The organism is Lentzea indica (assembly GCF_012184385.1).
Classification (GTDB): Bacteria; Actinomycetota; Actinomycetes; order Mycobacteriales; family Pseudonocardiaceae; genus Lentzea; species Lentzea indica.
Genome location: NZ_VSRL01000028.1, coordinates 1 through 24,555 on the forward strand (window position 1 = coordinate 1; position 24,555 = coordinate 24,555).

Sequence of the window (24,555 nt, forward strand, 5' to 3'; positions counted from 1 at the left end):
CGCACCCGTCCGCGGCGCAGGCGGCCGAGGGCTTCGCCGCGGAGGAGGCCGCCGGCGTGCCGCGCGACTCCGCGGTGCGCAACTACAAGGACCCGGCAGCCAAGCCGGAACTGATCTGCGCGCTGACCGAGTTCCACGCTCTCGCCGGCTTCCGGTCGCCAGAGCGCACGGTCTCGTTGCTGCGCACCCTGGACGCGCCCGCGCTGGCGCCCTACACCGAGATGCTGGTCGCGCAGCCGGACTCCTCCGGCCTGCGGGCGTTGTTCACCATGCTGATCACGCTGCCGCAGACCTCGTTGAGCACGCTGCTGCCACAGGTTCTCGACGCGTGCGTGCTGCACGTGAAGGAACACGGCGAGTTCGACCTGGAATGCCGCACCATCCTGGAGCTGGGCGAGTCCTACCCCGGCGACGCGGGCGTGCTCGCGGCTCTGCTCCTGAACCGCATCGTGCTGCAGCCCGGCGAGGCCATCCACCTGCCGGCGGGCAACCTGCACGCGTACCTGCGCGGCACGGGCATCGAGATCCTGGCGAATTCGGACAACGTCCTGCGCTGCGGCCTCACGCCGAAGCACGTCGACGTGCCCGAGCTGTTGCGTGTGCTCGACTTCACGTGCGGCGACATGCCGGTGTCGACCGGCGAGGAGGTCTCGCCGGGCGTCCGGGTCTACCGCACGCCCGCGCCGGAGTTCGAACTGTCCCGGTTGGACCTGGCAGGCGAGACGCGGATCAACGACGACGGCCCGCAGATCGTTCTCTGCACCGCGGGCGCCGCTGTTCTGACGAACGCGCGCGGGGACGAGTTGCGGCTGGTCCGCGGACAGTCGGTGTGGCTGCCCGCGTCAGATCCCGCGGTGATCGTTCGACCGGATGGTGTCGAATCCGCCCAACTTTTCCGCGCTACAGCGGGAACCGACTAAGGTTCAGCACCGGACAAACCGGACTGGTTCAGCGAGGAGACAGGCGTGTCAGCAGGGGGCGGAACCAAGGCCATCGTCGCGGCGTTGGTGGCTAACGCCGGTATCGCGGCGGCCAAGTTCGTCGGATTCTTGATCACCGGCTCGTCGTCGATGCTGGCCGAGTCGGTGCACTCGGTGGCCGACACGTCGAACCAGGGCTTGCTGCTGCTCGGCCAGAAGACGGCCCAGCGCAAGGCGACCAGGCTGCATCCGTTCGGCTACGGCCGCGACCGCTACTTCTGGTCGTTCGTGGTGGCACTGCTGCTGTTCAGCCTCGGCTCGGTTTTCGCGCTGTACGAGGGCATCCACAAGCTGCAGCACCCCGAGGGTCTCACCAGCCCGCTCGTCGCCGTCGGCATCCTCGTCGTCGCGATCGGCCTGGAGACCTACAGCTTCATGACCGCGATCAGCGAGTCCAAGAAGATCAAGGGCGACGCCAGCTGGTGGGGCTTCATCCGCAACTCGCGCACGCCGGAGCTGCCGGTCGTGCTGCTGGAGGACCTGGGCGCACTGATCGGTCTGGTGCTCGCCCTGATGGGCGTCGGCCTCACCATGATCACCGGCAACCCGGTCTTCGACGCGCTCGGCACCGTCTGCATCGGTGTGCTGCTGGGCATCATCGCGGTCATCCTGATCATCGAGATGAAGTCGCTCCTGATCGGCGAGGGCGCGTCCGACGCCGACCTCGACGTGATCTGCGACGAGCTGGCCGCCGGCAAGGTGCAGCGCGTCATCCACATCAAGACGCAGTACATCGGCCCGGAGGAGATCCTGGTCGCGGCGAAGATCGCGCTGGAGCCGCAGCTGTCGCTGGACCAGGTGGCTCAGGCGATCAACGATGCCGAGCAGCGGGTGCGGAACAAGGTGCCGCACGCTCGGTTGATCTACCTGGAGCCGGACCTGGACCGGTCGACGGTCAGCAGCTCCTGATCGGAAGCGAGCTGTAGGGATCTCGCATGGTGGATACCTCTAGGGTGGGCCGAATCAGGTTCCATCAAGGAGGTATGCACCGTGCCGGGGAACGGGTTGTGGCGCACCAAGTCGATCGAGCAGTCGATCGCGGACACGGACGAGCCGGACACCAGGCTGCGCAAGGATCTGACGGCTTGGGACCTCACGGTCTTCGGTGTCGCGGTCGTCATCGGTGCCGGCATCTTCACGCTCACCGCGAGCACCGCGGGCAACATCGCGGGCCCGTCGGTGTCGCTCGCGTTCGTGCTGGCGGCGATCGCGTGTGCGCTGGCCGCGTTGTGCTACGCCGAGTTCGCCTCGACGGTGCCGGTCGCGGGTAGCGCGTACACGTTCTCCTACGCCACGTTCGGCGAGTTCGCCGCGTGGATCATCGGCTGGGACCTCGTGCTGGAGTTCGCGGTCGGTTCGGCCGCCGTGGCGAAGGGCTGGTCGGCCTACCTGCAGACCACGCTGGGGCTCTTCGGCCTCGACGTGAAGACCGAGGTGGGCGACGGCGTCAAGTTCGACTGGGGCGCGGTGCTGCTGGTCGGCGTGCTGACCGTTCTGCTGGTCATCGGCACGAAGCTGTCTTCGCGGGTCAGCGCTGTCATCACGGCCATCAAGGTCGCGGTGGTGCTGCTCGTGATCGTGCTCGGCATCAGCTACATCAACGCCGACAACTACAGCCCGTTCATCCCGCCTGCCGCCGGTGAGGCCGACGCGGGCAGCGGGCTGGAGCAGTCGCTGTTCTCGCTGGCCACCGGCTACTCAGGCAGCACGTACGGCGTGCTCGGCATGCTCGCGGCCGCGTCGATCGTGTTCTTCGCGTTCATCGGTTTCGACGTCGTGGCGACCACGGCCGAGGAGACCAAGAACCCGCAGAAGGCCGTGCCGCGGGGCATTCTCGGCTCGCTCGCGATCGTCACGGTGCTGTACGTCGCCGTCACGCTGGTGATCACCGGCATGGTGCCGTACGAGAAGCTCAAGACGCAGCCGGACGGCACGCGCGCGACGCTCGCCAGTGCGTTCTCCGACAACGGTGTCGACTGGGCGGCCACGGTGATCTCGGTCGGCGCGCTCGCCGGTCTGACCACCGTCGTCATGGTGCTGATGCTCGGCCAGAGCCGTGTGCTGTTCGCGATGTCGCGTGACGGACTGCTCCCGCGCAACCTCGCCAAGACCGGTTCGCACGGGACGCCGACGCGCATCACGATCATCATCGGCGCGCTGGTCGCGGTCGCTGCCGGCTTCTTCCCCGCTGGCAAGCTGGAAGAGATGGTGAACGTCGGCACGCTGTTCGCGTTCAGCCTCGTGTCCGCGGGTGTGCTGGTGCTGCGCAAGACGCGGCCGGATCTGCCACGCGGGTTCCGCGTGCCGCTCGTGCCGCTGGTGCCGATCCTCGCGATCCTCGCCTGCCTGTGGCTGATGCTGAACCTGACCGCGCTCACCTGGGTCCGGTTCCTCGCCTGGATGGCGCTCGGTGTCGTCGTCTACTTCATCTACAGCCGGCGCAACTCGGTGCTCGGCAAGACCGGCTACGCCCCGGTCGAGCCCGAACCCGTCATCAAGCACGGCGAAGAGCCCGGCATCTAGACATCGGACCTCTTCTCCTCCAAGCTCATGGTGCCGCCATGAGCTTGGAGGAGGAGTCCGATGCTCAACGCGCTGGTCGCAGCGCTGCTGGCGGTGCTGCCCTTGGCAGGTCCCGGCACGAATCACGCCACAGACGACCCGTTCACCTCGGAGCGGACGCAATGGTTCCGTGACGCACGGTTCGGCATGTTCATCCACTTCGGCGGCTACTCGCAGCTCGAGGGCGAGTACCAGAGGTCCGACGGCTCCACCTGTCAGGACGCCGAGTGGATCATGAACAAGTGCAAGATCCCGACGGGTGAGTACGAGCGCCTGGTGAAGTCGTTCAACCCCGCCCAGTTCTCGGCAAAGGCCATCGTCGACACGGCGAAAGCGGCGGGGCAGAAGTACATCATCATCACGTCGAAGCACCACGACGGCTACGCGATGTGGCCCACGAAGGTCAACAAGTGGAACCTGCGCGACCACTCCGCGTTCGACAAGAAACGTGACGTGCTCGCCGAGCTCAAAGCCGAGGCGGACCGCCAGGGCATCAAGTTCGGCCTCTACTACTCGACCTGGGACTGGCACGACCCCGACGCCCGGTCGACCCAGAACTTCGCGCGGTACAAGGCAGCTGGTCGAGCTGATCGACGGCTACGACCCGGCGCTGCTGTGGTTCGACGGCGACTGGGACACGAACAACCCGCCCAACCCGTGGACCAAGCAGGACGGCGCCGAGCTGGAGACGTTCCTCAAGGCCAAGGATCCGGACCTGCTCATCAACAACCGGATCTCCAAGCGAGCACCGGGGGTGAAGGAACGCCGGGTCGTCGACGGCGACTTCGGCACGCCAGAGCAGACCTTCCCGTCCGCACCGATCGACGGCCAGCTCTGGGAGTCCTGCATGACGATCCCGAGCAAGTGGGGGTATGCCAAGTGGGACAAGAATTTCAAGAGCGCGACCACGTTGACCCGCAACCTCGTCGACATCGCCTCGCGCAGTGGCAACTACCTGCTCAACGTCGGCCCGGACAAGCTCGGCCGCATTCCTGCTCCGGAGTCGGATCGCCTGCGCGCCATGGGTTCCTGGCTCTCGCAGCACGGTGACGCGGTGTACGGCGCCGGGGCAGCGCCCTGGGTGGCCGACCCGGCGTGGGGTGCCGTGTCACGCAAGGGTGACAAGCTCCACCTGAGCGTCTACGACTGGTCGAACTCCTTGCACCTCAAGGTTCTCGAACCTTTCGACATCACGTCAGCGCGCGTCATCGGCAGCCCGCAGGGTGTGTCGGTGGTGAAGGCCGGCGACGGCTACGACGTGAAACCGAGTGGAGCCAAGACGAACGACGTCGCGACGGTGATCGAGCTGACCGTCCGCGGCGAGCAGGCGGCACCGGCCGGGACCGGGAACGGACTGCGGGCGCAGTATTTCCCGACGAACAACTGGACCGGGACGCCTGTCACGCGCACCGATCCGTCGCTGAACTTCGCGTGGCGCTTCGACGGCGACAACTTCTCCGTGCGCTGGACCGGGTTCGTGCAGCCGAGGTTCAGCGACACCTACACGTTCCTCGCGGTGTCGGACGAGATCGCGAAGGTGTGGGTGGACGGCAAGCTCGTCGTGGACGCGTCGCAGGCCCACCAGGCGCGCATCGACAAGGGCACCATCGCCTTGCAGGCGGGGAAGAAGTACGCCATCAAGGTCGACTTCGCGGAGAGGACCGGCGAGGCGCACTTCAAGTTGCTGTGGTCTTCCGCGAACCAATCTCAGCAGGTCGTGCCCAAAGAACAGCTCTTCACCAACTAACCTGCGCACCATGGGAAACGCACGGTGGCTCTCTGAGGAGGAGGGGCACGCCTGGCATCACTTCGTCCAGGCGTACCACCTCCTCGAGAGGCAGATCGAACAGCAGTTGCAGCGCGATGCGGGCCTGTCGCACGCGCAGTACAACGTGCTGGTCGTGCTGTCCGAACAGCCGGGCAACCGCATGCGCATGACCGAGCTCGCGCGCCGCGTCGTGGTGTCGAAGAGCTCGCTGACCTACCAGATCGGCAAGCTGGAGAAGGCGGGACTCGTGCGGCGCGAACCGCACGAGTCCGACGAACGCGGCATCCTCGCCGTGCTCACCGACGCCGGCAAGGCCCTGCTGCAGACGGCGGCGCCCGGTCACGTCGACACCGTTCGCGAGTACCTGATCGACCTCTTCACGCCGGAACAGCTGGCGCAGCTCGCGTCGTTCATGCGGATCGTCCACGAGAGGGCCGACGACTAGAGCGTCAGCAGATCGCGTTCCTCCAGCCAGTCGGCCACGTCGTCCGGCCCGTGCCGGGTCACGTCGAACTCGAACACGGGCAGGATCGACTTCCCCGCCAATTCGCGGAGTTGGTGCTGCTCCTCGATGAACGGCTCCAGCGAGACGTACTGCTTCGGGTTCGCGCTGACCTTCAGCCGCTCGGCTCGTGCCTGCTCGAACGTGTCCTCCGGCCGCGTGCACAGCACGATCGCGAAGTTGAGCTGCTTCAGCCGTTCCTCCAGCCAGCCGAAGTCGAACTCGCGCCCCTGCCGCGCCTGGTACGCCATCGTGGACAGGTGGAACCGGTCGACGATCCACGAGTAGTAGCGCTGCAACTCGAACATCCGAACCCACGTCTCGTAGGTCTCCAAGGCGTGTTCGGTCTCCTCCGGTGCGAAGTCGATCAGCCCTCGTCCCCACGGTTCGTTGGTGAACCCGCTCCACTCGGCGGAGATCAACGGTGAGTGGTAGCGGTACTTGCGGTGACCGACGAGGCGAGGGTGCTCGTTGAGCGCGTAGGCCAGGTCCGTCTTGCCGGTCAGGCGCGTTCCTTCGAGGATCACCTTGGGCGTCAGCTTCATGGTGAGTTAGCTTGCCTCGTGATCCTGTGTCTTGACGTCGGTTCCACCTGGACGAAGGCTGCTCTGGTGACCCCGGAGGGCGAGCTGGTCCGGACCGGGCAGCATCCGACCACGCCTCCTGAGGTGCTGCGCGGCATCGACGCGCTGCGCTCCGAGGTGGGTGACGGCGAGATCCTGGCGTGTTCGTCGGCCGGCGGTGGGCTGCGGCTCGCGGTCGTCGGTCAGGAACGCGTGGTGAGCGCCGAGGCCGGTTACCGGGTCGCACTCAGCGCGGGCGCCAAGATCGTGCACGTCAGCGCGGGCCCACTCGACGTGAAGGCGTTGCGTTCGTCTTCGCCTGATCTCGTGCTGTTGGTCGGCGGCACGGACGGCGGTGACCAGTCCGTCCTGCTGCACAACGCCGCGAAGCTCGCACGAGTGGCCGTGCCGATCGTGCTGGCCGGCAACGCCGATGCGCAGCCAGAAGCGTTGGAGCTTCTGGCGAAACGGACCGTGGTGGCGTGCCCGAACGTGCTGCCGGACGTCGGTCGGCTCGCCCCGGAACCGGCCCGCAAAGCGATCAGGGAGGCGTTCCTCCAGCACGTGATCGGCGGCAAAGGCCTGTCTCGGGGACCGCGGTTCCGTCAGTTGGTGCGAGCCGTGACGCCCGATGCCGTGCTGGCCGGTGTCTCGCGGTTGGCCGCGCAGGACCGTGAGGGTGCCGTGTTGGTGGTGGACGTCGGTGGCGCGACAACGGACGTCTACTCGGCGGTGTCCAACGTGGACAGCGAAGGTCTGGAACGGACGGTCGCGCTGCCACCGGACCGCCGCACGGTCGAGGGCGACCTGGGCATGCGCTGGTCGGCGCCGGGTGTGGTCAAGGAAGCGCTTGCGGAGCGCCTGACCACCGAGGATCTGGCCGAGGAAGCGCAGAAGCGAGCCGAGAACGTCGGCTGGCTCCCCGACGACCCGGCCGTGGACGTGAAGCTGGCGTCGTTCGCGGCGATCTTGGCCGTGCGCAGGCATCTGCGGCAGGTCGACGGCCAGCTCGGACCGCACGGAGCCGGGTTGCTCGTGCTCTCCGGCGGCGTCTTCCGGCACACGCCCGACATCACGCCGATCGTCGAGGCGCTGCGCAACGACCCGGTGCTGCGCCCAGTGCTGCGGACCGCCGAGATCACCGTCGACCGCGACTACGTGCTGGCGCCGGTGGGCCTGCTCGCCGAGTCGGGGCGGCTCGAGGCCGCCGACCGACTGGCGAAACGGCTGGGCTAGGAAACCTGCGCGTCCTCTTCCTCGTCCACGAACTCGAGAAGATCGCCGGGCTGGCACTCCAGCACCCGGCACATGGCCTCCAGCGTGCTGAACCGCACGGCCTTCGCACGCCCGTTCTTCAGCACCGCGACGTTGGCCGGCGTCAGCCCGACCTTCTCCGCGAACTCGCCGACGCTCATCTTGCGCTTGGCCAGCTCGACGTCGATGCGCACGACGATCGGCATCAGATCACCGACTCCATGTCGGAGCGCAACGTCGTGGCGCGCTGCAGCAGCGCCCGCATCACGACCAGTACGAGTCCGAACACGGTGACTCCTGTCGTCAACAAGAACAGCACCATCGGCGCGCCGGGGTCGTCGGCGTTGAAGCCAACCCAGAGGAACACACCCACCAGTACCACCCACCCGGCCGCGATGGCCCACACCATCACGTCGACCCACCTGAGCGCGGCCTCGGTGAAGATCAGATCCTTGCGCACCAGCGTGAGCAGTTTCCACGTCGCGACGATCACCACCTGGACGCAGATCACCCAGAAGATCGAGATGATCGCGCCAGGCCAGATCAGGGGGTCGTTCGGGTTCTGCTGCGCCATGTACGCGAACTTTCCCGGCAGGGACAGCGTCTCGAACACGACGAGGATCCCGAACAGGATCACCAGGAAGACCCGGAGGGCGGTCACCGCCCAACGTTCAGCAATCATGCGATCGAGTATCGGTAGTGATCTATCGAAAGTCAATCGGTAGCGATCGTGTCGCGGCAGGTCTCTACAGTGATCGGCGTGGGACTGCGTGAGCGCAAGAAGACCGAGACCCGAGCGGCGCTGTCGGCCGCCGCACTGCGCCTCGCCCTGGAGAAGGGCGTCGACAACGTGCGCGTCGATGAAATCGCCGAAGCGGCGAACGTCTCGCCGCGCACGTACAACAACTACTTCGCGAGTCGTGAGCAGGCCATCGTCGCGGGCGTCACGGCCTCACGCGCCCTGCGAGTGGCTTCCGCACTGCGTTCGCGACCCGCTTCCGAGCCTCTGGTCGACTCGATCGTCTTCGCGTTCGCCGAGCAGTACCGCGAACCGCCTTCGGAAGCTCTGGCGTTGGTCACCTCGACGCCGCCGTTGCGCGAGGCCTACCTCGACTCGGTGTCGTCCATGGAACCGTCGATCGCCGACGTGATCGCTGAGCGGCTGGACAAGGACCAGGTCGCTGCCGAGGTGCTGGCGGCGGCGGTGTCGGCGGCCGCGCGGATCGCCGTGCAGAGGTGGGTGGATCTGCGCCCGTCCGGTCTGGTCGTGGTGCCGGCCACCTCTGTCGAGGAGCACCTGCGTGAGGCGATCGGCCACATCGCGCCGGCTCTCAGGTGAGCTCGTCCGATCTAGGAGCCGCCCAACGCGTCCCGCGACCGGGTTTCGGGCCTCCGCGCGAACGGCAACGAAGGCGACTCGGGTGCGTCGACGTCCAACAGCCCCGCCGCGATCGCCACCGCCCGGTCCCACTCGGGATCCGACGTGTAGTCCGAATGCGCCGACACGCCTGACCGCCACCGCCGTCCCGGAAACGGCCCGCGCTGAGGATCCGGCAACCAGTGGTCGCCACCCAGAACGAGAGCACCGGTCGGACCGCGCAAAGCCGGTGCCAGCGCACCCTCCGAGCCGTCCGGCCGGTAGCCGACGCCGAGCAGCATTCCGTCGAACACCTGCCGCCGCCACGTCATCACCGCGCCGCCCAACGGATCCGTGCCGCGGCACAACGAGCGCCACCGTCCGTCCAACCCGCCGGCCAACCGTGCCAGCGACGCGTGCGGCACCACAGCTGGAAAAGCCCGCGGGTAAGCCCACTGCAGCTGCGAACCGGCAGTCAGCAACCCGATCCGCTCGCGATCGTGCGGCGGGAGTTCCTCCAACAACCGCGCCGCCGCAACGGCGACGAGCAGCGAGCCCTGAGAGTGTCCACAGAGGACGACACGGGTGCCGGGGTCGCGCAGGTGGTCCTGCACGCGGGAAACCAGCTCCGGCACCACTTTCAGGGCGTAGCAGGGCGGCACGATCGGGTGCGCCTCGCGCGGCCAGAACTGCGCGATGTCCGCGATGATCCCCAGCCGCCGCCCGGACTCCGGCTGTCGTGCCGCGAGATACACCGCCCGCAGCAACGACACCGCGAGCAAGCCGAGCACGAACACGCCGAACGCCGAGAACGGCACCGTCCAGCCGGGCAGAGGCACGTTCTGCACGCGCAGCAAGGTCGCCAGCACGGCACCTACGACCAGCACGGAGGCGATGATCAGGATCATGTGGTGGCCGTGGTTGCGTTCCCAGCGCGCCCACCACCACGCCCGCGTCGCCAGGCGCAGGTCACGCATCCGGCCGGAGTGCAGCAGAGAGGCCTCGCGCGCCCACTCCTTGCCCTTGCGGAACGCCCGCCACCGCACGGCACCGGTGAACGAGGCCACCGCGAACATGCTGAGCAGAGCCAAAGCACCTGCCACGCCCCACAGCAGGGTGATGTAGGAGTACCCCACCGGCAGTTGCAGCTGGTCACCCAGCGCCTTGCGCACCGGCAACGCGATCCCGGCACCGAAGCCACCGCCGAGCAGCCCGCCGATCGCCAGCACCGGCGCGGCGAACCAGCCGCCAGCCCAGGGACGCAGCTCGCGCGGCAGCGAAGTCCAACTCTTGCGCGCCAGCAGAGCCGCGGGCACCAGCAGGAGGCCGAAGAGCACCAGCACGAACGCCATCAGCAACGCCACGACCTGCACGGTCACGTCCGCGCCCGGCACCCGCAACGGCAGCTGCTCCTGCAGTGCCAGCGTTGTCAGCACCAACAACACCGACAAGGCCAGCAACACGCGGCGAGGTGTCCTGCCCAGCGCCGCACGCAGCCACCGCCCGCCGCGATGGGGAGCGCCGCCCGTCGGGTCGTCGAGCAGCAGCACGCCGAGCACGGACAGTCCGACGAACACCAGCGCGACGACCCACGCGATCGTGATCGCCACGCCCATCTGTCCGGAGGCCGTGAGCTGCTTCAACGGTCCGCCCAGGGCGATCAGCGAGGTCACCGCGAGTGCCGCGACGACGTGCAACGACCGCAACGCGGGAGTGTCCGGATCAGTGGCGACGTGCGCGCCGGGCAGTCCGGACGCGGGCTGTTTCTCCTGGTCCTCGGCCTCGGCGAGCTCCTTGCGCTCGATCCGCCAGTCGACGTGCGACACGCGCCGCATCACCGAGATGACCACCACGATCGGCAGCAGTCCCAAGAAGGTCCGAAACCAGGGAAACGTGCGCACATCGGCCGGAATGCTGGTCAAACACGCAGTGCCCGGCCGGAGACACTGGGCGGCGAGCAGATCCATGCTGACCACGGAGATCTGCGCGACCAGCAACGCCGTCAGCAGCAGCGCGAACACCCGCAACAACGATCGCAGACCGATGCCGAGCAGGTGGGCAGGCAGGTTCCGCTCAGGAACGGGAGGCAGCATCCAGTGCGCGACGTTCGCGATGCTGAACGGGAAGAGCAGCGCCCAAGTGGCCTTGGCCACACCGCCGGACGTCATGCCGCCCCACAGGTACCCCTCCACGACGCGGGGTATGGGCCGTCCCTCGGTCTGCAGCACCGGGCCGGGCGCGGGCCTGCGGAGTCTGTCCGCGGGACGCACGATGCGCCCGAGCCCGTCTCCCGCGACGTCCACGGCCGCAACGGCGTCGACCAGCGTTTGCGGCGTCGTCCCTTGCACGCCGTGTACACGCAATTCGACGACACGTGTGTCCGGGCCGGCAATCAACACCCGAGACCTCCCTCACCCAGCGTGGGGGTCATAGTGGTGCATCAGCGGGCGGTATGGTCGGACGACACCCTCTCTGAAGTGCCCTGGAGGACTTCGCAATGACCGCGGACCGGTTGCAGACCCGCAACGGCATCGACTTCGCAGTGGCTGACCTGTCGCTCCACGAGTTCGGTCGCAAGGAGATCCGTCTCGCCGAGCACGAGATGCCCGGACTGATGGCTTTCCGCCGCGAGTACTCCGGGGTGTTCCCGCTCAAGGGCGCCCGCATCTCGGGCTCGCTGCACATGACGATCCAGACGGCCGTCCTCATCGAGACCCTGGTCGCCCTGGGCGCCGAGGTGCGCTGGGCCTCCTGCAACATCTTCTCGACGCAGGACCACGCGGCGGCTGCCGTCGTCGTCGGCCCCTACGGCACGGAGGAGGAGCCCAAGGGCATCCCCTGCTTCGCCTGGAAGGGCGAGACGCTGCCGGAGTACTGGTGGACCGCCGAGCAGATGCTGACGTGGCCCGACGGCAAGGGCCCGAACATGATCCTGGACGACGGCGGCGACGCGACGCTGCTCGTCCACAAGGGCGTCCAGTACGAGGCGGCCGGTGTCGTCCCGAACGCCGAGGACGACGACCCGGAAGAGTGGCAGATCGTCCTCGAGACGCTGCGCGCCTCGCTCGCGGCGGACGGCAAGAAGTGGACGAACATCGCCTCCGGCATCCGCGGTGTCACCGAGGAGACCACGACGGGCGTCATGCGCCTGTACCAGCTGGCCGCCGCCGGTGAGCTGCTCTTCCCTGCCATCAACGTCAACGACGCCGTCACCAAGTCGAAGTTCGACAACCGCTACGGCATCCGCCACTCGCTGATCGACGGCCTCAACCGCGGCACCGACGTCCTGATCGGCGGCAAGGTCGCGGTCATCTGCGGCTACGGCGACGTCGGCAAGGGCGCGGCAGAGTCCCTGCGCGGCCAGGGCGCCCGCATCATCGTCACCGAGATCGACCCGATCTGCGCCCTGCAGGCGGCGATGGACGGCTACGACGTGCAGCGCCTCGAAGACGTGCTGGACCGTGCGGACATCATCATCACGACCACGGGCAACAAGGACGTGGTGACCGTCGAGCACATGGCGCAGATGAAGCACCAGGCGATCCTGGGCAACATCGGCCACTTCGACAACGAGCTCGACATGGCCGGCCTGGCCCGCTACCCCGGCATCCGCAAGAACAACATCAAGCCGCAGGTCGACGAGTGGGTCTTCCCGAACGGCCGCACGATCATCGTGCTGTCCGAGGGCCGCCTGCTGAACCTCGGCAACGCGACGGGCCACCCGTCGTTCGTCATGTCGAACTCCTTCTCCAACCAGGTGATCGCGCAGGTCGAGCTGTTCACCAAGCACGAGGAGTACGACAACGAGGTCTACCGCCTGCCCAAGGTGCTGGACGAGAAGGTCGCCCGCATCCACCTGGAAGCGCTCGGCGGCAAGCTCACCAAGCTGACCAAGGACCAGGCCGAGTACATCGACGTCGACGTCGAGGGCCCGTTCAAGCCGGAGCACTACCGGTACTGAGCACCCGCTGACAGGGGTCTCCCGCGCACGTCGCGGGGGACCCCTGTTTCATGTTCGCCGTGGGATTCTTCGGCACGTACGCCTACGAGAACGGCCAGTGGACGACCCTGTCCGAGGGCCAGCTGCCACCGCTCACGGAGCCGTGGCTGTGGATCGACATCCACGACAGCGACATCACCTCGGTCGTCTACGCGCCTGCCGGTCCGGGCAGTGGCGTCGCCTACCTCGGGCTCACGCCGCGCACGTACTTCGAGAACCCCGATGCTTCCGATCCCACCGATGTCGCCCGTGAGGCCTCGGGCCTGGCCGCGTGGTGGGCGCTGCACCACGAGGGTGACGTCGCCGCCAAGCAGGCGGAGATCGTCGGTTACCTGGCTGAGGACGAGGACCCGGACGACTTCTCATGGGACGAGGACGTCGATGAGATCGACAACGCCGAGGTCTTCGTCGAGGTCAAGACCGCCAGGTTCCTCGGGGCGCTGGGGCTGCCGGTGCCCTACGACCTGAGCTGACTCGAACACACTTGTTCGTCAGCACAGTGTTCGACTTTGCCGCCTACGACGGTCGCCAGCACACGTATGCCCGGCAACGCGTCCACCGCAACGGAAGTCGGGTTGTCCGAGAGGATCACGAGATCGGCGTACTTGCCCGGCGCCAGGCTCCCTTTCACGTCCTCCTCGAACGTGCCGTACGCGGCGTCGATCGTGAACAACCGCAGTGCCTGGTCGACCGTCAGCCGCTGCGCCAGCTGCCAGTCCTCAGGGGCACGACCCAGGTAGCTCTGCCGGGTCACCGCCTGGTGGACGGCTTCCAGCGGCGACCCGTGCTGCAGCTCGGTGGCATGACCGCCCAGGACGAGCACCAGCCACGGCATGTCGGTGCTCCCGATGGTGCGGACGTCGCTGTCCACGAGGTCCCGCCACCGGGCGATCCACCCGGTCTGGCCGCGTGCCACCAGCTTCCCGAACCCCGGCTCCTTCGCGGAGTCGCCAGGGAGACCGGGTTGGATCGACGCGATCAGGCCCAGCTCCCGCATCCGGGCGAGCTGGTCGTCACGCAGCTGCACGGCGTGCTCCACCCGATGGCGGGCGTTCTGGCTCGGGTGCCCGGCGAGCGCCTCGGCCACCGCCGTCAGGTACTGGTCGAGGGCCTGCGCGCTGATCGCGTGCGCGCTCACCTGCCAGCCGTTGCGATGCGCGACCCGGACGTAGTCGTTCAATTGCGCCTGGCTCCAGTGGAAGCGGGTGCCCCAGTCGTGGTCCAGGAACAGCTTGACCCCGGCCAGGCGCAGGTGCGGGCTGTACGAGCGCCGCGGGTCCAGCCCGAGGTACCAGCCGCCGAACTTGTCGTCCTCGAAGTTCACCGGCAGGTAGGCGTTGACCCGGAGCCGGAGCGCCCCGGACCGGTCGAGTTCCCGCAGTCGCGCGAGCCGCTCGTCGTCGACGAACTGTTCGCTGATGCTCGTCCACCCGCGCCGCAACGCCGCATCGACCGCCGCCTCGGGCCAGTAACCCACCATTTCCCCGTCGCCGATCCAGTGGGCGTGCGAGTCGAGGAAGCCCGGCATCACCGTGCGTCCTTCGAGGTCCACGACACGGGTCGTGCGGCCGGCGAGCGGCAGAACGTCCCGGTCGTCGCCAACCGCGACGATGCGGTCGCGGAGGACGGCGATCGCCTCGGCTTGCTGCCGGGTCGCCTCCATGGTGAGCACGACACCGTGGTGGTAGATCACGTCGGGGGCGGCAGGGCTCACCGTGTCCGGCGGCAGGTTCAGGACCGCCAGGCATCCCAGGAGAAGCGGGACAACGCGGCGCACTAGCGACTGAAGGCGCTCACGAACACCTGCCAGGCGTCAGCGCTGAACCCGAGCTCGGGGCCTGAGGTGTTCTTGGAGTCACGCACGCGCACGACCTGGGTGAACGCCACCTCGACGCACGAGCTCCCATCGGTGCCGCCGCTGTAGCTGCTCTTACGCCAGGTGCAGTTTCCGGCCACTGAGGTCCTCCCGCGATCGGCTGGCGAGATCCGCCACCATCGACCGCGATTGTTCCTCATTGAGCGCGAGCGCATCCAGACTCGCGAAGATCGACTTACACCGTTTGACACCCGCCAGGTCCTGCACGAACACCTGGGCGAGGTCTGACTCCGTGTAAGCCACACTGCTGCGCTTCTCGTACTCCCACAGCATGTACTCGGCAGAGAGGGCACCTGCCGCGCCACTTGCCTCAGGCACGATCCGGATGACATGGGTGTGGAAGAGCAGCCTCATGAGCTGGTCCTCCATGATCTCGCCGCTGCCAATCTTGAGTCGCAGGGCGTACTCGTGAATGTAGAAGGTGCAGTGCGGGCGATTGGGCCGCCGCAGGATCGCCTGTCGTTCCATGCGGAAGCGAACATTCCTCTCGATCACTTCCGGAGTGTGTAGTCCACGGGCCTCGAACAGCGCGGATGCGTACTGCTCGGACTGCACAAGGCCATGGATGGTCGTCATGTTGTAGGTGGTGATCTTGTCGGCCGTCGACTCCGCCATCGACATCGTGCGCAGGTTGTCCGGGACCTGCACGAAGTAGTGGTCGAACGCTGACCGATACCGGTTCAGGAAGTCCTCGATGAAGGTCTGAGGGCGTCCGCATCGGCCCAGGTACTGGACGATGTCGATCTCGCTGGCCCGCACCTTGCCGTGCTCGATGTTGGAGACCTTGCCCGGATCCCACCCGAGCATGCGGGCGATCCGCCGCGCGCGGAACGTGGTGTAGCGCTCCCGCACCTGGCGCAACTCATCGCCCAGGTCACGACTGTATGGAGTGGACGGATCGCCGTTCATGGACTCGACGTTAGGCGATGGAGGGAAAACAACAGCGTGCCCAAACGGGTGGAATTTGTGGGCACGGAACTCGGTTGACGTGCGGGTTTTACTGACCAGGTGCGGACGACCATCATCAAGAAGACCCTGCGCGTGCCCCTGTCGGACGGCACCGCGGGTGATGGCGGCGCGACCGCCAGACAGCTCGACGCCGCGCTGATCAAGGCGGGTTTCAAGGCCTCGCGCGAGCTGCTCGAACACGTCTCCACCTTGGCCGATGCCGAGGAGTACGCCGTCACCGTCGTCTGCGCGGTCAAGGAACTGATCGGTGCGCAGGCCCAGCACAACCCGTACTTCAAGGACTTTCCGCACAACGTGCCGGACACCGTCGCGTTCTGGCTGGAATGCATCGACGACGCGTTGGCCAAAGGCATCGGCTTCCGCGGCAACCTGCTCGACCTGCCCAAGTACGGCCGCGTCCAGCACACCTACGAGGAGATGTTGAAAGCGCACGACGAGCTGATCCCGTCGCTGAAGGACCGCATCACCGTCCTGAGCCTCGGTGGCACGCTCGAAGACGAGGTGCGCCGCCTCTACCTCGAACTCGCCGCCGGCCCGATCCCGCTCGCCGAGGACGACCGGGCGCTGCTCAGTGAACTGGCCGTCCTCTGCCTGGACGGTGCGCAGCCGGCCGAGGTCCCCGTCAGGGAGAACCGCGTGATCCTCAACGCCGCGCGACTGGTCGCGCAGCGCCCGCTGAGCGGCATCGACACCGTCACCGATGTGCTGCGCTGCGCCGCGGAGGCGTCCGGCGGTGACGTGACGCTGAACGAGCCGACCCGCTTCCGGTCGTTCCGCAGGCCCGAACGCCGGGCGCTGCTCGCCGCGTTGAACGAGGTGGCGTCGAGCAAGTTCGGCGACGTCCACCAGAACCGCGAGGCGTGGAAGCGGCTCGGTGAGCGGCTGCACCCGCACGAGCACCCGTTCGAGCACGCCCAGGACGTGTTCGCGGTGGCGCGCGGGGAGAAGGTCGCGCGGTCGTTCGCCGGTCAGGTCGAGATGGCGTTCGCGGACAACGACACCGAGAGCGCGATCAAGATCCTTTCCAACGCGCCCGGCATGCTGCTGCGCCAGGTGGACCGGCTGCTCCGGCACGGTGCGCACAACGTCGCGGAGCACGTCGAGGCAGCGGTGCCCGAGGTGTCCGGCCGCGTTCTCGTGTCCGTGCTGGAGCACCTGGCCAACCGCGCCGAGCCGGACACGGCACGCGTCTTCGCGAGCCGCGGCCGCAGGGTGTGGATCGCGGACGACACGCGCGCGCCGCTCGACCCCGACGCCGTCCAGGCGGTCACCGAGGTCGTCGAGGACGAGCTGATCCGCAGGCTGCCGGACTTCGGCGAGCTCGTCGTCGACGACGAGGTGCTCGACGTCGTCGTGCCGGTGTCCGGCACCGAGGAGGGTTTCGGCGTGCTCTCGCGCGGGTCGAAGCTGTCGTTCGACGGCGACGTGCTGCGGTTCTTCGTGCACTGGCGGCAGCACGTCAAGCGCACCGACTACGACCTGTCCGCTGTGCTGCTCAACGAGAACTTCGAGTTCCAGGGGCACGTGTCGTGGACGCAGCTGAAGGCCACCGGTGCCTTCTACTCCGGTGATGTCACCGATGCCACGAACGGTGCGACGGAGTTCATCGATCTGCATCGCGATGCGATGGACGCGAAGTACGTCGTGCCGCAGGTGAACATCTACTCGGGAGAGGGGTTCGACGACGTCGCCGAGTCGATGTTCGGGTTCATGAGCCGCGACCTCGACCAGATGGGCAAGCCGTTCGAACCGAGCACGGTGCGGGCGCGTTCGTCCATGCGTGGCAAGGGAAAAGTCGCGCTGCCGGTGATGTTCGAACGGGAGGGTGACACCTGGTTCGGCACTTGGCTGCACCTCTACCTGCGCGGCACGTCGTGGGGCAACAAGGTCGAGGAGAACCGCGACCTGGTCAAGCTGATCGCGAACGCGGCGTTGCGCCGCAGGTACTTCACTGTGGCGAGGCTGAAGAACCTGTTCGAGCGCAAAGGATCCACAAAGGATGGTCAGTCCATCCACATCGGACTGGCGCAGTGCGAGGACGGATCCGTTACCACGGTTGCCGAACTCGGGAAACTGCTGTCGGACTGACCCGCACCGCTGCTAGCGTGGTCTACGCGAGGCCATGAGAAGGCTTCCTTCTAACTCCGGAACCGGTCTGGCCCCTTGCGGGCCGCCGGTCTTTCTTAGCCTTCTCGCTTTCCTCGCGCTTTGGGGACGTGTGTCCGCGGAAAGCGCGGACCACGTCGGTCGTAGTGTCCTCTGGGGACACCCCAGACCCCGGGTCAGCTCCACTCGACGGCGATGCCGGCAATTCCTGGGCCGACATCGCCGAAGTACGCGCTCACGACGCCGCCGAGACCACACACCAGTTCGTCGACGTCGACCGGCGTCGCGTCGGCCGAGGCGCGGAACTGCTTCATGCAGCGCGCGGGCATCGCTCGTCTGTGGAACGAGAGCTGCACGAGATAAGACGCGCACACGTCGCGGAACGTCCGGTGGTGCCCAGGAGTCGCGTTGCCGGTGTCGTCGACGATCGTGAAGCTGAAGACATGTTCCTCGCCTGCCGCGAGGCGCCGGTCGAACAGCATCTCGACGGCCAGGTCGCGGGAAGCGCTTTCCCGGCGCAGACGCCCCTGCCGGCAGCCTTCGCCGGCCCTGACCAAGGCGTTCTCGATCACCGATCCGTCGTCGCCGCGGTGCACCGCCAGGTAGCGATCGGGCCCTTGCCGCACCGCGCGCACGACCAGCCGTGTGGTGATGGAGCGTTGTTCGCGGTGGATGCCGATCTGGACGGTGTCGTGCACGGACAGCACTTCGAGGTCGGCGTTGCCGCGGGCGGCCTCCGGTACGGAGTCGAACGTCGCGAGCAGCGGCGCGGGATCCGGCCAGGTCGCGACCGGTCGTGGCGCGTAGGTGTTGGCGTGGCGCGGTCCGATGAGGTCCAACAAGGACGATGGCGGTAGGCGGAGCACGGTCTCGAGCGCGCGCACCGTGCTGATGGCGCGCGGGACCTCGGGGTGGCGCAGGCCCCGTTGCCAGTACGACAACGTTGACTGACCCACATGGACACCGAGTTGTTCGAGGTGGGCGCGCAGCCTGGCGAGCGAGAGGCCCCGGTGGGCGATCGCCTCCCGCAACGCGCGGTGGAACGGCCCGTAGCGCAGCGTCTCGGCGAGAGGGGTCGGCAGACCCCCGGTCGGGTGACCGTTCGGTTCGTTGACCGACTCGGCGTGCCCGGATTCCGCGGCCACCGCGGCACCTACCCTTCACACGCGCCGTGTGACTGTTCACCGTAGTCACTCGTTCTGGTGATCGAAAGATCGGATTTCGCCCGTGTGGGGGACGGGCTGCGCCGTGTGAGTGGCTGGTACCGGTGCGGTTAGGGTTCGGGCGTGGGAAAGCTCGTAGTGATCGAAGGCCTCGACGGGGCGGGTAAGCGCACTCTCGCCAACGGGTTGACCGAGGCGCTCAACGCCCAAGGCAGGACGGTGGCCAGCCACGCGTTCCCCCGCTACGGGCAGAGCGTGCACGCTGACCTGGTCCGCGACGCCCTCTACGGCAAGGTCGGCGACCTGAGCGACTCCGTCTACGGGATGGCCGTGCTCTACGCGCTGGACCGGCGCGGCGCGGCTGACGAGATCCGCAAGGACCTCGAAGGGCACGACGTCGTGCTGCTCGACCGCTACGTGGCGTCCAACGCCGCCTACAACGCCGCGCGGCTGCACCAGGACGAGACCGGCGAGTTCGTCGAGTGGGTGCGCGCGCTGGAGATCGACCGGTTCGGTCTGCCCGTTCCCGATCTTCATCTGCTGCTGCGCGTGCCCGTGGAGGTCGCGGCCGAGAGGGCTGCGAGGCGGGAGCAGGACGACGACTCGCGCGCCAGGGACATCTACGAGTCCGATGGCGGGCTGCAGGCCCGGTGCGGGGTCGTTTACGACGGATTGGCGAACATCAACTGGCTGGCCCCGTGGCAAGTGGTCGACGGGCGGTCAAACGTGAACTTTCATTCGCTTCTGGAACCACTCTTCACTCCTTGAGTGGTCGCTCACGTGTGTACCGGTTGACACGATCGTGTGTCCGGTACGTCACTGTGAGTGAATACGAGATCACGATTTGAAGCGTGTTCTGCAGCGCCCCCCGGCCGGTGTCGCCCGTACGGCTGTCCTGATCGCTGCCGCCCGCGCCGATGAACAAAGTCGTCTCCGCCGCCTCTTCGACGACCCCCTGGCCGCAGGACTCGTGGAGGCCGCCGGCTCCGCGAGCGACCTCAACGGCGTCCGCAACCTCGCAGGCGAGCACTTCGTCCTGCGCACCCGGTACTTCGACGACCAGCTCCTCAGCTCGGCCCGGCCCCAGGTCGTGATCATGGCGGCGGGCCTCGACACCAGAGCGTTCCGGCTGCAGTGGCCGCCGGGCACAACACTCTTCGAGCTCGACCTGCCCGAGTTGATCGAGTTCAAAGAGGACGCCCTGCACGATCTGCACGCCCAACCCACCTGCGAACGAACAGTCGTCCCGTGCGACCTGAGGGACGACTGGGCGACAGCGTTGATCCACGCGGGGTTCGACCCGAAGAGGCCCACGGCATGGTTGCTGGAGGGCCTCTTCATGTTTCTGCCGCCGGACGCGGGCGAGCAGATCATGTACTGGGTGAGTGCGCTGTCCGCCGGTGGCAGTACCCTCGCGCTCGAACACGTCAACCGCGAGTTTCGCGAGTTGCCACAGATGAGAGCCGTGCACGAGCGGTTCGGCACGATGGACGCCCGCTGGCAGTCCGACGTGGAGGACCCCGTCGAGTGGCTGGACGGCTACGGCTGGCACGCCACCGTGACGCACCAGGTCGACCTTGCCGCACGGCACGATCGGGCCGTACCGGCGATCATCGACCCGCGGAAGGTGGGCGACGCGCGCATCTGGCTGGCCTCAGCCGTCCGCACGGCCTGAGAGCACCTGGTAACGAAAGGTGAGCGTCGTGCGGATACTCCCGCGACGAGCAGGTCGAATCGGGCGAGGTGGGGTACGTGGAGCGACAGTTCCGGCCGGTTACCGAACGAGCGCACATCGCCACCAGCAGCAACGGAACATGGGTGGTGCGCGAACGCGCGACCGGGAGTGCGACGATGTTGAGTATGAAGGCACGCGTGCTCGTCGTCGATGACGACCCCGCCCTGGCGGAGATGCTGACGATCGTGTTGCGCGGGGAGGGCTTCGACACCGCGGTGGTCGCCGACGGTGCCCGTGCCCTGCCCGCGCTGCGCGAGCTCAAGCCCGACCTCGTGCTGCTCGACCTGATGCTGCCGGGAATGAACGGCATCGACGTCTGCAAGGCGATCAGGTCCGAGTCGGGCGTGCCGATCGTGATGCTCACGGCGAAGAGCGACACGGTCGATGTGGTGCTGGGCCTCGAGTCCGGCGCGGACGACTACGTGGTGAAGCCGTTCAAGCCCAAGGAGCTGGTGGCCCGCATCCGGGCGCGCCTGCGCCGTACCGAGGCCGAGCCGTCCGAGGTCTTGCAGATCGGTGACCTCACCATCGACGTCCCCGGTCACGAGGTGCTGCGCGAGGGCAGGCCGATCCAGCTCACGCCGCTGGAGTTCGACCTCCTCGTCGCGCTGGCCCGCAAGCCGCGTCAGGTGTTCACCCGCGAGGTGCTGCTCGAGCAGGTGTGGGGCTACCGCCATGCCGCCGACACGCGCCTGGTGAACGTCCACGTGCAGCGGCTGCGCTCCAAGGTCGAACGGGACCCGGAGCACCCCGAGGTGGTGTTGACCGTCCGCGGTGTCGGGTACAAGGCCGGCCCTCCGTGACAGGTGGCGTATGAGGTTCGTTCGGCCGGTCGTCGCGAAGGCGCAGTTCCTCGTCGAGGAAGCGCGTAAGCGGTGGGCTGCGTTTGGTGATCTGTGGCGGCGTTCGCTGCAGCTGCGCGTTGTCGTGTCCACGCTCGCGTTGTCGTCCGCCGTGGTGTTCGTGCTGGGCATGGTGCTGCAGATGCAGATCACCAACCAGCTGCTGAACACCAAGGACGACGCCGCGGTGCGCCAGGCGATGGCCTCGCGCAACCTGATCCAGTCGGACCTGGTCGGCCTGAACCCCGGCCCTGACAGCGTGCAGACGCGGTTCACCAGCGCGATCAACAAGCTCGCTGTCGGCGGCACCGGCACGGATGCCACGACGGCGGGCGCCGGCGCGTTCGAACCGGTGCTGGCCGATGGGCTCGGCTCCAGCGGTGCGGGGCGCGTGCCGTCCGTCGGACCGCTGGAGGACGTCCCGCGCGGCCTGCGCGAGATGGTCGAGAACGGCGACGAGGGCACCCAGATCCACACGGTGCAGCGCGGCGGCACGCCCACCACGCTGTTCGTCGTGGGCCTGCCGATGAGCACGTCCGCGCGTTCGATGCAGCTGTACCTGATCTTCCCGCTGACCGCGGAGCAGCGCACCGCGGAGGTCGTGCAGTCGACGCTGGTGGTCGGCGGAATCGTGTTGCTGGTCCTGCTCGCGCTGATCGCGAACCTGGTGACGCGTCAGGTCGTGCGGCCAGTGCGGCAGGCGGCCGAGGTCGCGGAACGGTTCGCGGACGGCGTTCTGCACGAACGCATGCACGTCGTCGGCGAGGATGACGTGGCGCGCCTGGCCGAGTCGTTCAACGAGATGGCCGAGTCGATCCAGGCCCAGTTCAAGCAGCTGGAGGAGTTCGGCCAGCTGCAGCGCCGGTTCACCTCGGACGTCTCGCACGAGCTGCGCACGCCGTTGACGACCGTGCGCATGGCCGCAGACGTCCTGCACGCCTCGCGCGAACAGTTCCCCGCCGGACTCGCCCGCTCCACCGAGCTGCTGGTCGACGAGCTCGACCGGTTCGAGTCGCTTCTGGGCGATCTGCTGGAGATCTCGAGGCTGGACGCCGGTGTCGAGGAGCTGTCCGCGGAACAGGTCGACATCCGGGTGCTGGCGCGCCGCGCGCACGACTCGGTGCGCGCGATCGCGACGACCGCCAATTCGCCGGTGGTGCTGGACCTGCCGGACCACGAGCTCACCGCGGAGCTCGATTCCCGCCGCGTGGAACGGATTCTGCGCAACCTGCTCGCGAACGCCATCGACCACGGCGAGGGCCAGCCGGTCGAGCTGACCATGCGCGGCAACGAGGACGCCGTCGCGATCACCGTGCGGGACCACGGAGTCGGTCTGCGGCAGGGCGAGGCGGAGCTGGTGTTCAGCCGCTTCTGGCGCGCGGACCCCTCGCGCAACCGCCGCACCGGCGGCACGGGTCTGGGCCTGTCGATCTCGCTCGAGGACGCGCGACTGCACGGCGGCTGGCTGGAGGCGTGGGGCGAGCCCGGCCACGGTGCCGTGTTCCGGTTGACGTTGCCCCGCAGGCACGGCGAGGAGCTGCGCGAGAGCCCGCTGCCGCTGCCGGCGGCGATCGCGCTCGCACCCGGTGCGGTGGCGGAGGATCCAGCTGTCGCGGAGGAACCGGAAGAGGTCGAGCTGACCCCGGAGGAGATCACCTGGCAGCCCGCGGAGCCCGTGGACGGGCCTCCCGCGTCGCAGACAGAGGTTTCGGAGGAAGTGCGGTGAAGCGGCTCGCGTTGCTGGTGCTCGTCCTCGTGACCCTGTCGGGGTGCGCCGCGATCCCGACGAACACCCAGCCGAAGCCGATCGGGTCGAAGGACAGCAAGGCCACGAACACGGTCAGCGCTCCCGAGCCGCGGCAGAACATCGACCCGTTCATGCTCGTGCGCGACTTCATCGACGCGACCTCGAACCCCGACCGCGACTTCGCGGCCGCCCGCGCCTACCTGACGCCGGAAGCCGACAAGAAGTGGGACACCAGGAACCCCACGATCATCGAGACTTCCTTCTCCACCGTGCCGGCCTCACAGGCACCGCCTGCACCGCAGGACAAGACGCAAACCGTTCTGCTGCAAGGCAAGTACGTCGGCCGCCTGGGCAACGACAACTCGTTCGTCCCGCGGCTCGGCGACGTCCAGCAAGCGGTGAGGCTGGAGCGCAACAGCGAGAACCAGTGGCGGATCTCCGAACCGCCGCCAGGCGTCTACATGCCGCAGAACCTGTTCAACAGCAACTACCGCCGCGTGACGCTGTACTTCTACAACCCCGAGTTCACGGTGCTGGTGCCGGATCCGCGTTACGTCGTCATCCCGCCGGCGACGAGCATTCCCACGCGGGTCACGGAGCTGCTGATCAAAGGCCCCGGTGACCCCCGCGCAGGTCCGCGCCCTCCAGCTTCGTGTCCAGCAGCCGCGCGCCCATCAGGTCGGCCTGGCTCAGATCCGTGTTGCGCAGGTCGGCCTCGCTGAGGTTCGTCTCGCGGAACCGCTGCCCGCCCAGCTTCAGGTCGTACAGCGGCGCCTTCACGAACGACGCGAGCGTGAAGTCCACCTCCGTGAAGGTGATCGGCCGCAGTACGCAGTCGACGAAGTTCGAACCCATGAGGCTGCACGAGGTGAACGACGAACGAGTCAGCACCGTGCGGTCGAAGGTGCACTGCCGGAACGCGGTCGCGTGGTGCTTCGACTCGCCGAGGTCCGTCCGGGTGAAGTCGCATCGGGTGAACGTGCACCCGGTCGTCACGAACTCGCGGAGATCGGCTTCTGTGAAGTCGCAGTCGGTGAAAGCCCTTTTCTCCCAATGCTGACCGGGCAGCACGGCGTCGGCGTAGTCAGCGCCGACCTCTTCGACCAGGTTGTCCACTCTCACACTCTCGCA

Annotated in this window: 24 protein-coding genes and 1 pseudogene; 16 read left to right on the forward strand and 9 right to left on the reverse strand. The window is 67.6% G+C overall.

Annotated features, from left to right (window positions below):
* The 6 genes and pseudogenes from manA to FXN61_RS10525 form a co-directional block, all read left to right on the forward strand.
* On the forward strand, window positions 1-920 hold a 920-nt coding region (gene manA, locus FXN61_RS10505), incomplete at its 5' end, for a mannose-6-phosphate isomerase, class I (RefSeq protein ID WP_167972690.1).
* A gap of 45 nt (window positions 921-965) precedes the next feature.
* A complete protein-coding gene (locus FXN61_RS10510) occupies window positions 966-1,889 on the forward strand; it encodes a cation diffusion facilitator family transporter (RefSeq protein WP_167972692.1) in 924 nt (307 codons plus the stop codon).
* Window positions 1,890-1,970: 81 nt separating this feature from the next.
* On the forward strand, window positions 1,971-3,503 hold the full coding sequence (locus FXN61_RS10515) for an amino acid permease (protein ID WP_167972694.1): 1,533 nt from the start codon (window positions 1,971-1,973) through the stop codon (window positions 3,501-3,503).
* A 186-nt stretch (window positions 3,504-3,689) separates the two neighbouring features.
* Window positions 3,690-4,037 (forward strand): annotated as a pseudogene (locus FXN61_RS54210) (alpha-L-fucosidase); the annotation flags it as partial.
* A complete protein-coding gene (locus FXN61_RS54215; RefSeq protein WP_312877637.1) occupies window positions 3,991-5,289 on the forward strand; it encodes an alpha-L-fucosidase in 1,299 nt (432 codons plus the stop codon). The pseudogene FXN61_RS54210 and the gene FXN61_RS54215, both read left to right, overlap by 47 nt.
* A gap of 10 nt (window positions 5,290-5,299) precedes the next feature.
* The gene (locus FXN61_RS10525) at window positions 5,300-5,755 is read left to right on the forward strand and encodes a MarR family winged helix-turn-helix transcriptional regulator (protein WP_167972696.1); all 456 of its coding nucleotides are present in this window, start codon (window positions 5,300-5,302) and stop codon (window positions 5,753-5,755) included.
* Here FXN61_RS10525 and FXN61_RS10530 read toward each other — a convergent pair.
* Window positions 5,752-6,357 carry a hypothetical protein gene (locus FXN61_RS10530; protein WP_167972698.1) on the reverse strand — a complete coding sequence of 202 codons (606 nt, stop codon included), beginning with the start codon at window positions 6,355-6,357 and terminating at the stop codon, window positions 5,752-5,754. The two genes, FXN61_RS10525 and FXN61_RS10530, sit on opposite strands and share 4 nt — an antisense overlap.
* A gap of 18 nt (window positions 6,358-6,375) precedes the next feature.
* Here FXN61_RS10530 and FXN61_RS10535 point away from each other — a divergent pair, with 18 nt between their 5' ends.
* A complete protein-coding gene (locus FXN61_RS10535) occupies window positions 6,376-7,611 on the forward strand; it encodes a glutamate mutase L (protein ID WP_167972700.1) in 1,236 nt (411 codons plus the stop codon).
* Here FXN61_RS10535 and FXN61_RS10540 read toward each other — a convergent pair.
* Together FXN61_RS10540 and FXN61_RS10545 are read right to left on the reverse strand one after the other, a co-directional pair.
* On the reverse strand, window positions 7,608-7,835 hold the full coding sequence (locus FXN61_RS10540) for a helix-turn-helix domain-containing protein (RefSeq protein WP_167972702.1): 228 nt from the start codon (window positions 7,833-7,835) through the stop codon (window positions 7,608-7,610). The genes FXN61_RS10535 and FXN61_RS10540 overlap by 4 nt on opposite strands.
* Entirely contained in the window at window positions 7,835-8,311 is a 477-nt protein-coding gene (locus tag FXN61_RS10545) for a DUF2975 domain-containing protein (protein ID WP_167972704.1), read from the reverse strand. Before FXN61_RS10545 ends, FXN61_RS10540 begins: the two co-directional genes overlap by 1 nt.
* A gap of 78 nt (window positions 8,312-8,389) precedes the next feature.
* Here FXN61_RS10545 and FXN61_RS10550 point away from each other — a divergent pair, with 78 nt between their 5' ends.
* Window positions 8,390-8,968: a TetR/AcrR family transcriptional regulator gene (locus FXN61_RS10550; RefSeq protein ID WP_312877638.1), complete on the forward strand. Its 579-nt coding sequence runs from the start codon at window positions 8,390-8,392 to the stop codon at window positions 8,966-8,968.
* 11 nt (window positions 8,969-8,979) lie between these two features.
* On the opposite strand, the gene FXN61_RS10555 is transcribed toward FXN61_RS10550, so the two are convergent.
* A complete protein-coding gene (locus FXN61_RS10555) occupies window positions 8,980-11,385 on the reverse strand; it encodes a hypothetical protein (protein WP_167972708.1) in 2,406 nt (801 codons plus the stop codon).
* A 98-nt stretch (window positions 11,386-11,483) separates the two neighbouring features.
* Between FXN61_RS10555 and ahcY the strand changes: the two genes are divergently transcribed.
* Entirely contained in the window at window positions 11,484-12,947 is a 1,464-nt protein-coding gene (gene ahcY / locus FXN61_RS10560) for an adenosylhomocysteinase (protein ID WP_167972710.1), read from the forward strand.
* 50 nt (window positions 12,948-12,997) lie between these two features.
* Entirely contained in the window at window positions 12,998-13,459 is a 462-nt protein-coding gene (locus FXN61_RS10565; protein ID WP_167972712.1) for a hypothetical protein, read from the forward strand.
* On the opposite strand, the gene FXN61_RS10570 is transcribed toward FXN61_RS10565, so the two are convergent.
* The 3 genes from FXN61_RS10570 to FXN61_RS51870 are packed head-to-tail and all read right to left on the reverse strand — an operon-like array spanning window position 13,444 to window position 15,771.
* Window positions 13,444-14,763, reverse strand: a complete 1,320-nt coding sequence (locus FXN61_RS10570) for an amidohydrolase (RefSeq protein ID WP_167972714.1) — start codon at window positions 14,761-14,763, stop codon at window positions 13,444-13,446. The two genes, FXN61_RS10565 and FXN61_RS10570, sit on opposite strands and share 16 nt — an antisense overlap.
* Entirely contained in the window at window positions 14,763-14,942 is a 180-nt protein-coding gene (locus FXN61_RS10575; protein WP_312877639.1) for a DUF397 domain-containing protein, read from the reverse strand. The genes FXN61_RS10570 and FXN61_RS10575 overlap by 1 nt, the downstream gene beginning before the upstream one ends.
* Window positions 14,917-15,771: a helix-turn-helix domain-containing protein gene (locus tag FXN61_RS51870; protein ID WP_167972718.1), complete on the reverse strand. Its 855-nt coding sequence runs from the start codon at window positions 15,769-15,771 to the stop codon at window positions 14,917-14,919. The genes FXN61_RS10575 and FXN61_RS51870 overlap by 26 nt, the downstream gene beginning before the upstream one ends.
* Before the next feature lie 99 nt (window positions 15,772-15,870).
* On the opposite strand from FXN61_RS51870, the gene FXN61_RS10585 reads away from it, so the two are divergent.
* Window positions 15,871-17,919 (forward strand): TerD family protein, encoded by a 2,049-nt coding sequence (locus tag FXN61_RS10585; RefSeq protein ID WP_167972720.1) that lies wholly within the window; start codon window positions 15,871-15,873, stop codon window positions 17,917-17,919.
* Between the two features lie 194 nt (window positions 17,920-18,113).
* Here FXN61_RS10585 and FXN61_RS10590 read toward each other — a convergent pair whose 3' ends face one another.
* Entirely contained in the window at window positions 18,114-19,082 is a 969-nt protein-coding gene (locus tag FXN61_RS10590) for a helix-turn-helix domain-containing protein (protein WP_167972722.1), read from the reverse strand.
* 141 nt (window positions 19,083-19,223) lie between these two features.
* On the opposite strand from FXN61_RS10590, the gene FXN61_RS10595 reads away from it, so the two are divergent.
* The 5 genes from FXN61_RS10595 to FXN61_RS10615 all read left to right on the forward strand — a co-directional run bounded on the left by FXN61_RS10595 (window position 19,224) and on the right by FXN61_RS10615 (window position 24,146).
* Window positions 19,224-19,868, forward strand: coding sequence for a dTMP kinase (locus tag FXN61_RS10595; RefSeq protein WP_167972724.1), 645 nt, complete (start codon window positions 19,224-19,226; stop codon window positions 19,866-19,868).
* 76 nt (window positions 19,869-19,944) lie between these two features.
* Window positions 19,945-20,775, forward strand: a complete 831-nt coding sequence (locus tag FXN61_RS10600; protein WP_223165386.1) for an SAM-dependent methyltransferase — start codon at window positions 19,945-19,947, stop codon at window positions 20,773-20,775.
* 185 nt (window positions 20,776-20,960) lie between these two features.
* On the forward strand, window positions 20,961-21,638 hold the full coding sequence (gene mtrA, locus FXN61_RS10605) for an MtrAB system response regulator MtrA (RefSeq protein WP_030471262.1): 678 nt from the start codon (window positions 20,961-20,963) through the stop codon (window positions 21,636-21,638).
* A 10-nt stretch (window positions 21,639-21,648) separates the two neighbouring features.
* Entirely contained in the window at window positions 21,649-23,403 is a 1,755-nt protein-coding gene (gene mtrB / locus FXN61_RS10610; protein WP_167972725.1) for an MtrAB system histidine kinase MtrB, read from the forward strand.
* Window positions 23,400-24,146: an LpqB family beta-propeller domain-containing protein gene (locus FXN61_RS10615; RefSeq protein WP_167972727.1), complete on the forward strand. Its 747-nt coding sequence runs from the start codon at window positions 23,400-23,402 to the stop codon at window positions 24,144-24,146. The genes mtrB and FXN61_RS10615 overlap by 4 nt, the downstream gene beginning before the upstream one ends.
* On the opposite strand, the gene FXN61_RS10620 is transcribed toward FXN61_RS10615, so the two are convergent.
* The gene (locus FXN61_RS10620; protein ID WP_167972729.1) at window positions 24,031-24,546 is read right to left on the reverse strand and encodes a pentapeptide repeat-containing protein; all 516 of its coding nucleotides are present in this window, start codon (window positions 24,544-24,546) and stop codon (window positions 24,031-24,033) included. The genes FXN61_RS10615 and FXN61_RS10620 overlap by 116 nt on opposite strands.
* Window positions 24,547-24,555 lie beyond the last annotated feature (9 nt).

Excerpts from the sequence above, each read along its gene's own strand:
- FXN61_RS10525 (WP_167972696.1), top strand. The coding sequence starts at position 5,300 with ATGGGAAACGCACGGTGGCTCTCTGAGGAGGAGGGGCACGCCTGGCAT.
- FXN61_RS10530 (WP_167972698.1), bottom strand. The coding sequence starts at position 6,357 with ATGAAGCTGACGCCCAAGGTGATCCTCGAAGGAACGCGCCTGACCGGC.
- FXN61_RS10540 (WP_167972702.1), bottom strand. The coding sequence starts at position 7,835 with ATGCCGATCGTCGTGCGCATCGACGTCGAGCTGGCCAAGCGCAAGATG.
- FXN61_RS10545 (WP_167972704.1), bottom strand. The coding sequence starts at position 8,311 with ATGATTGCTGAACGTTGGGCGGTGACCGCCCTCCGGGTCTTCCTGGTG.
- ahcY (WP_167972710.1), top strand. The coding sequence starts at position 11,484 with ATGACCGCGGACCGGTTGCAGACCCGCAACGGCATCGACTTCGCAGTG.
- FXN61_RS10565 (WP_167972712.1), top strand. The coding sequence starts at position 12,998 with ATGTTCGCCGTGGGATTCTTCGGCACGTACGCCTACGAGAACGGCCAG.
- FXN61_RS51870 (WP_167972718.1), bottom strand. The coding sequence starts at position 15,771 with ATGAACGGCGATCCGTCCACTCCATACAGTCGTGACCTGGGCGATGAG.
- mtrA (WP_030471262.1), top strand. The coding sequence starts at position 20,961 with ATGAAGGCACGCGTGCTCGTCGTCGATGACGACCCCGCCCTGGCGGAG.
- mtrB (WP_167972725.1), top strand. The coding sequence starts at position 21,649 with ATGAGGTTCGTTCGGCCGGTCGTCGCGAAGGCGCAGTTCCTCGTCGAG.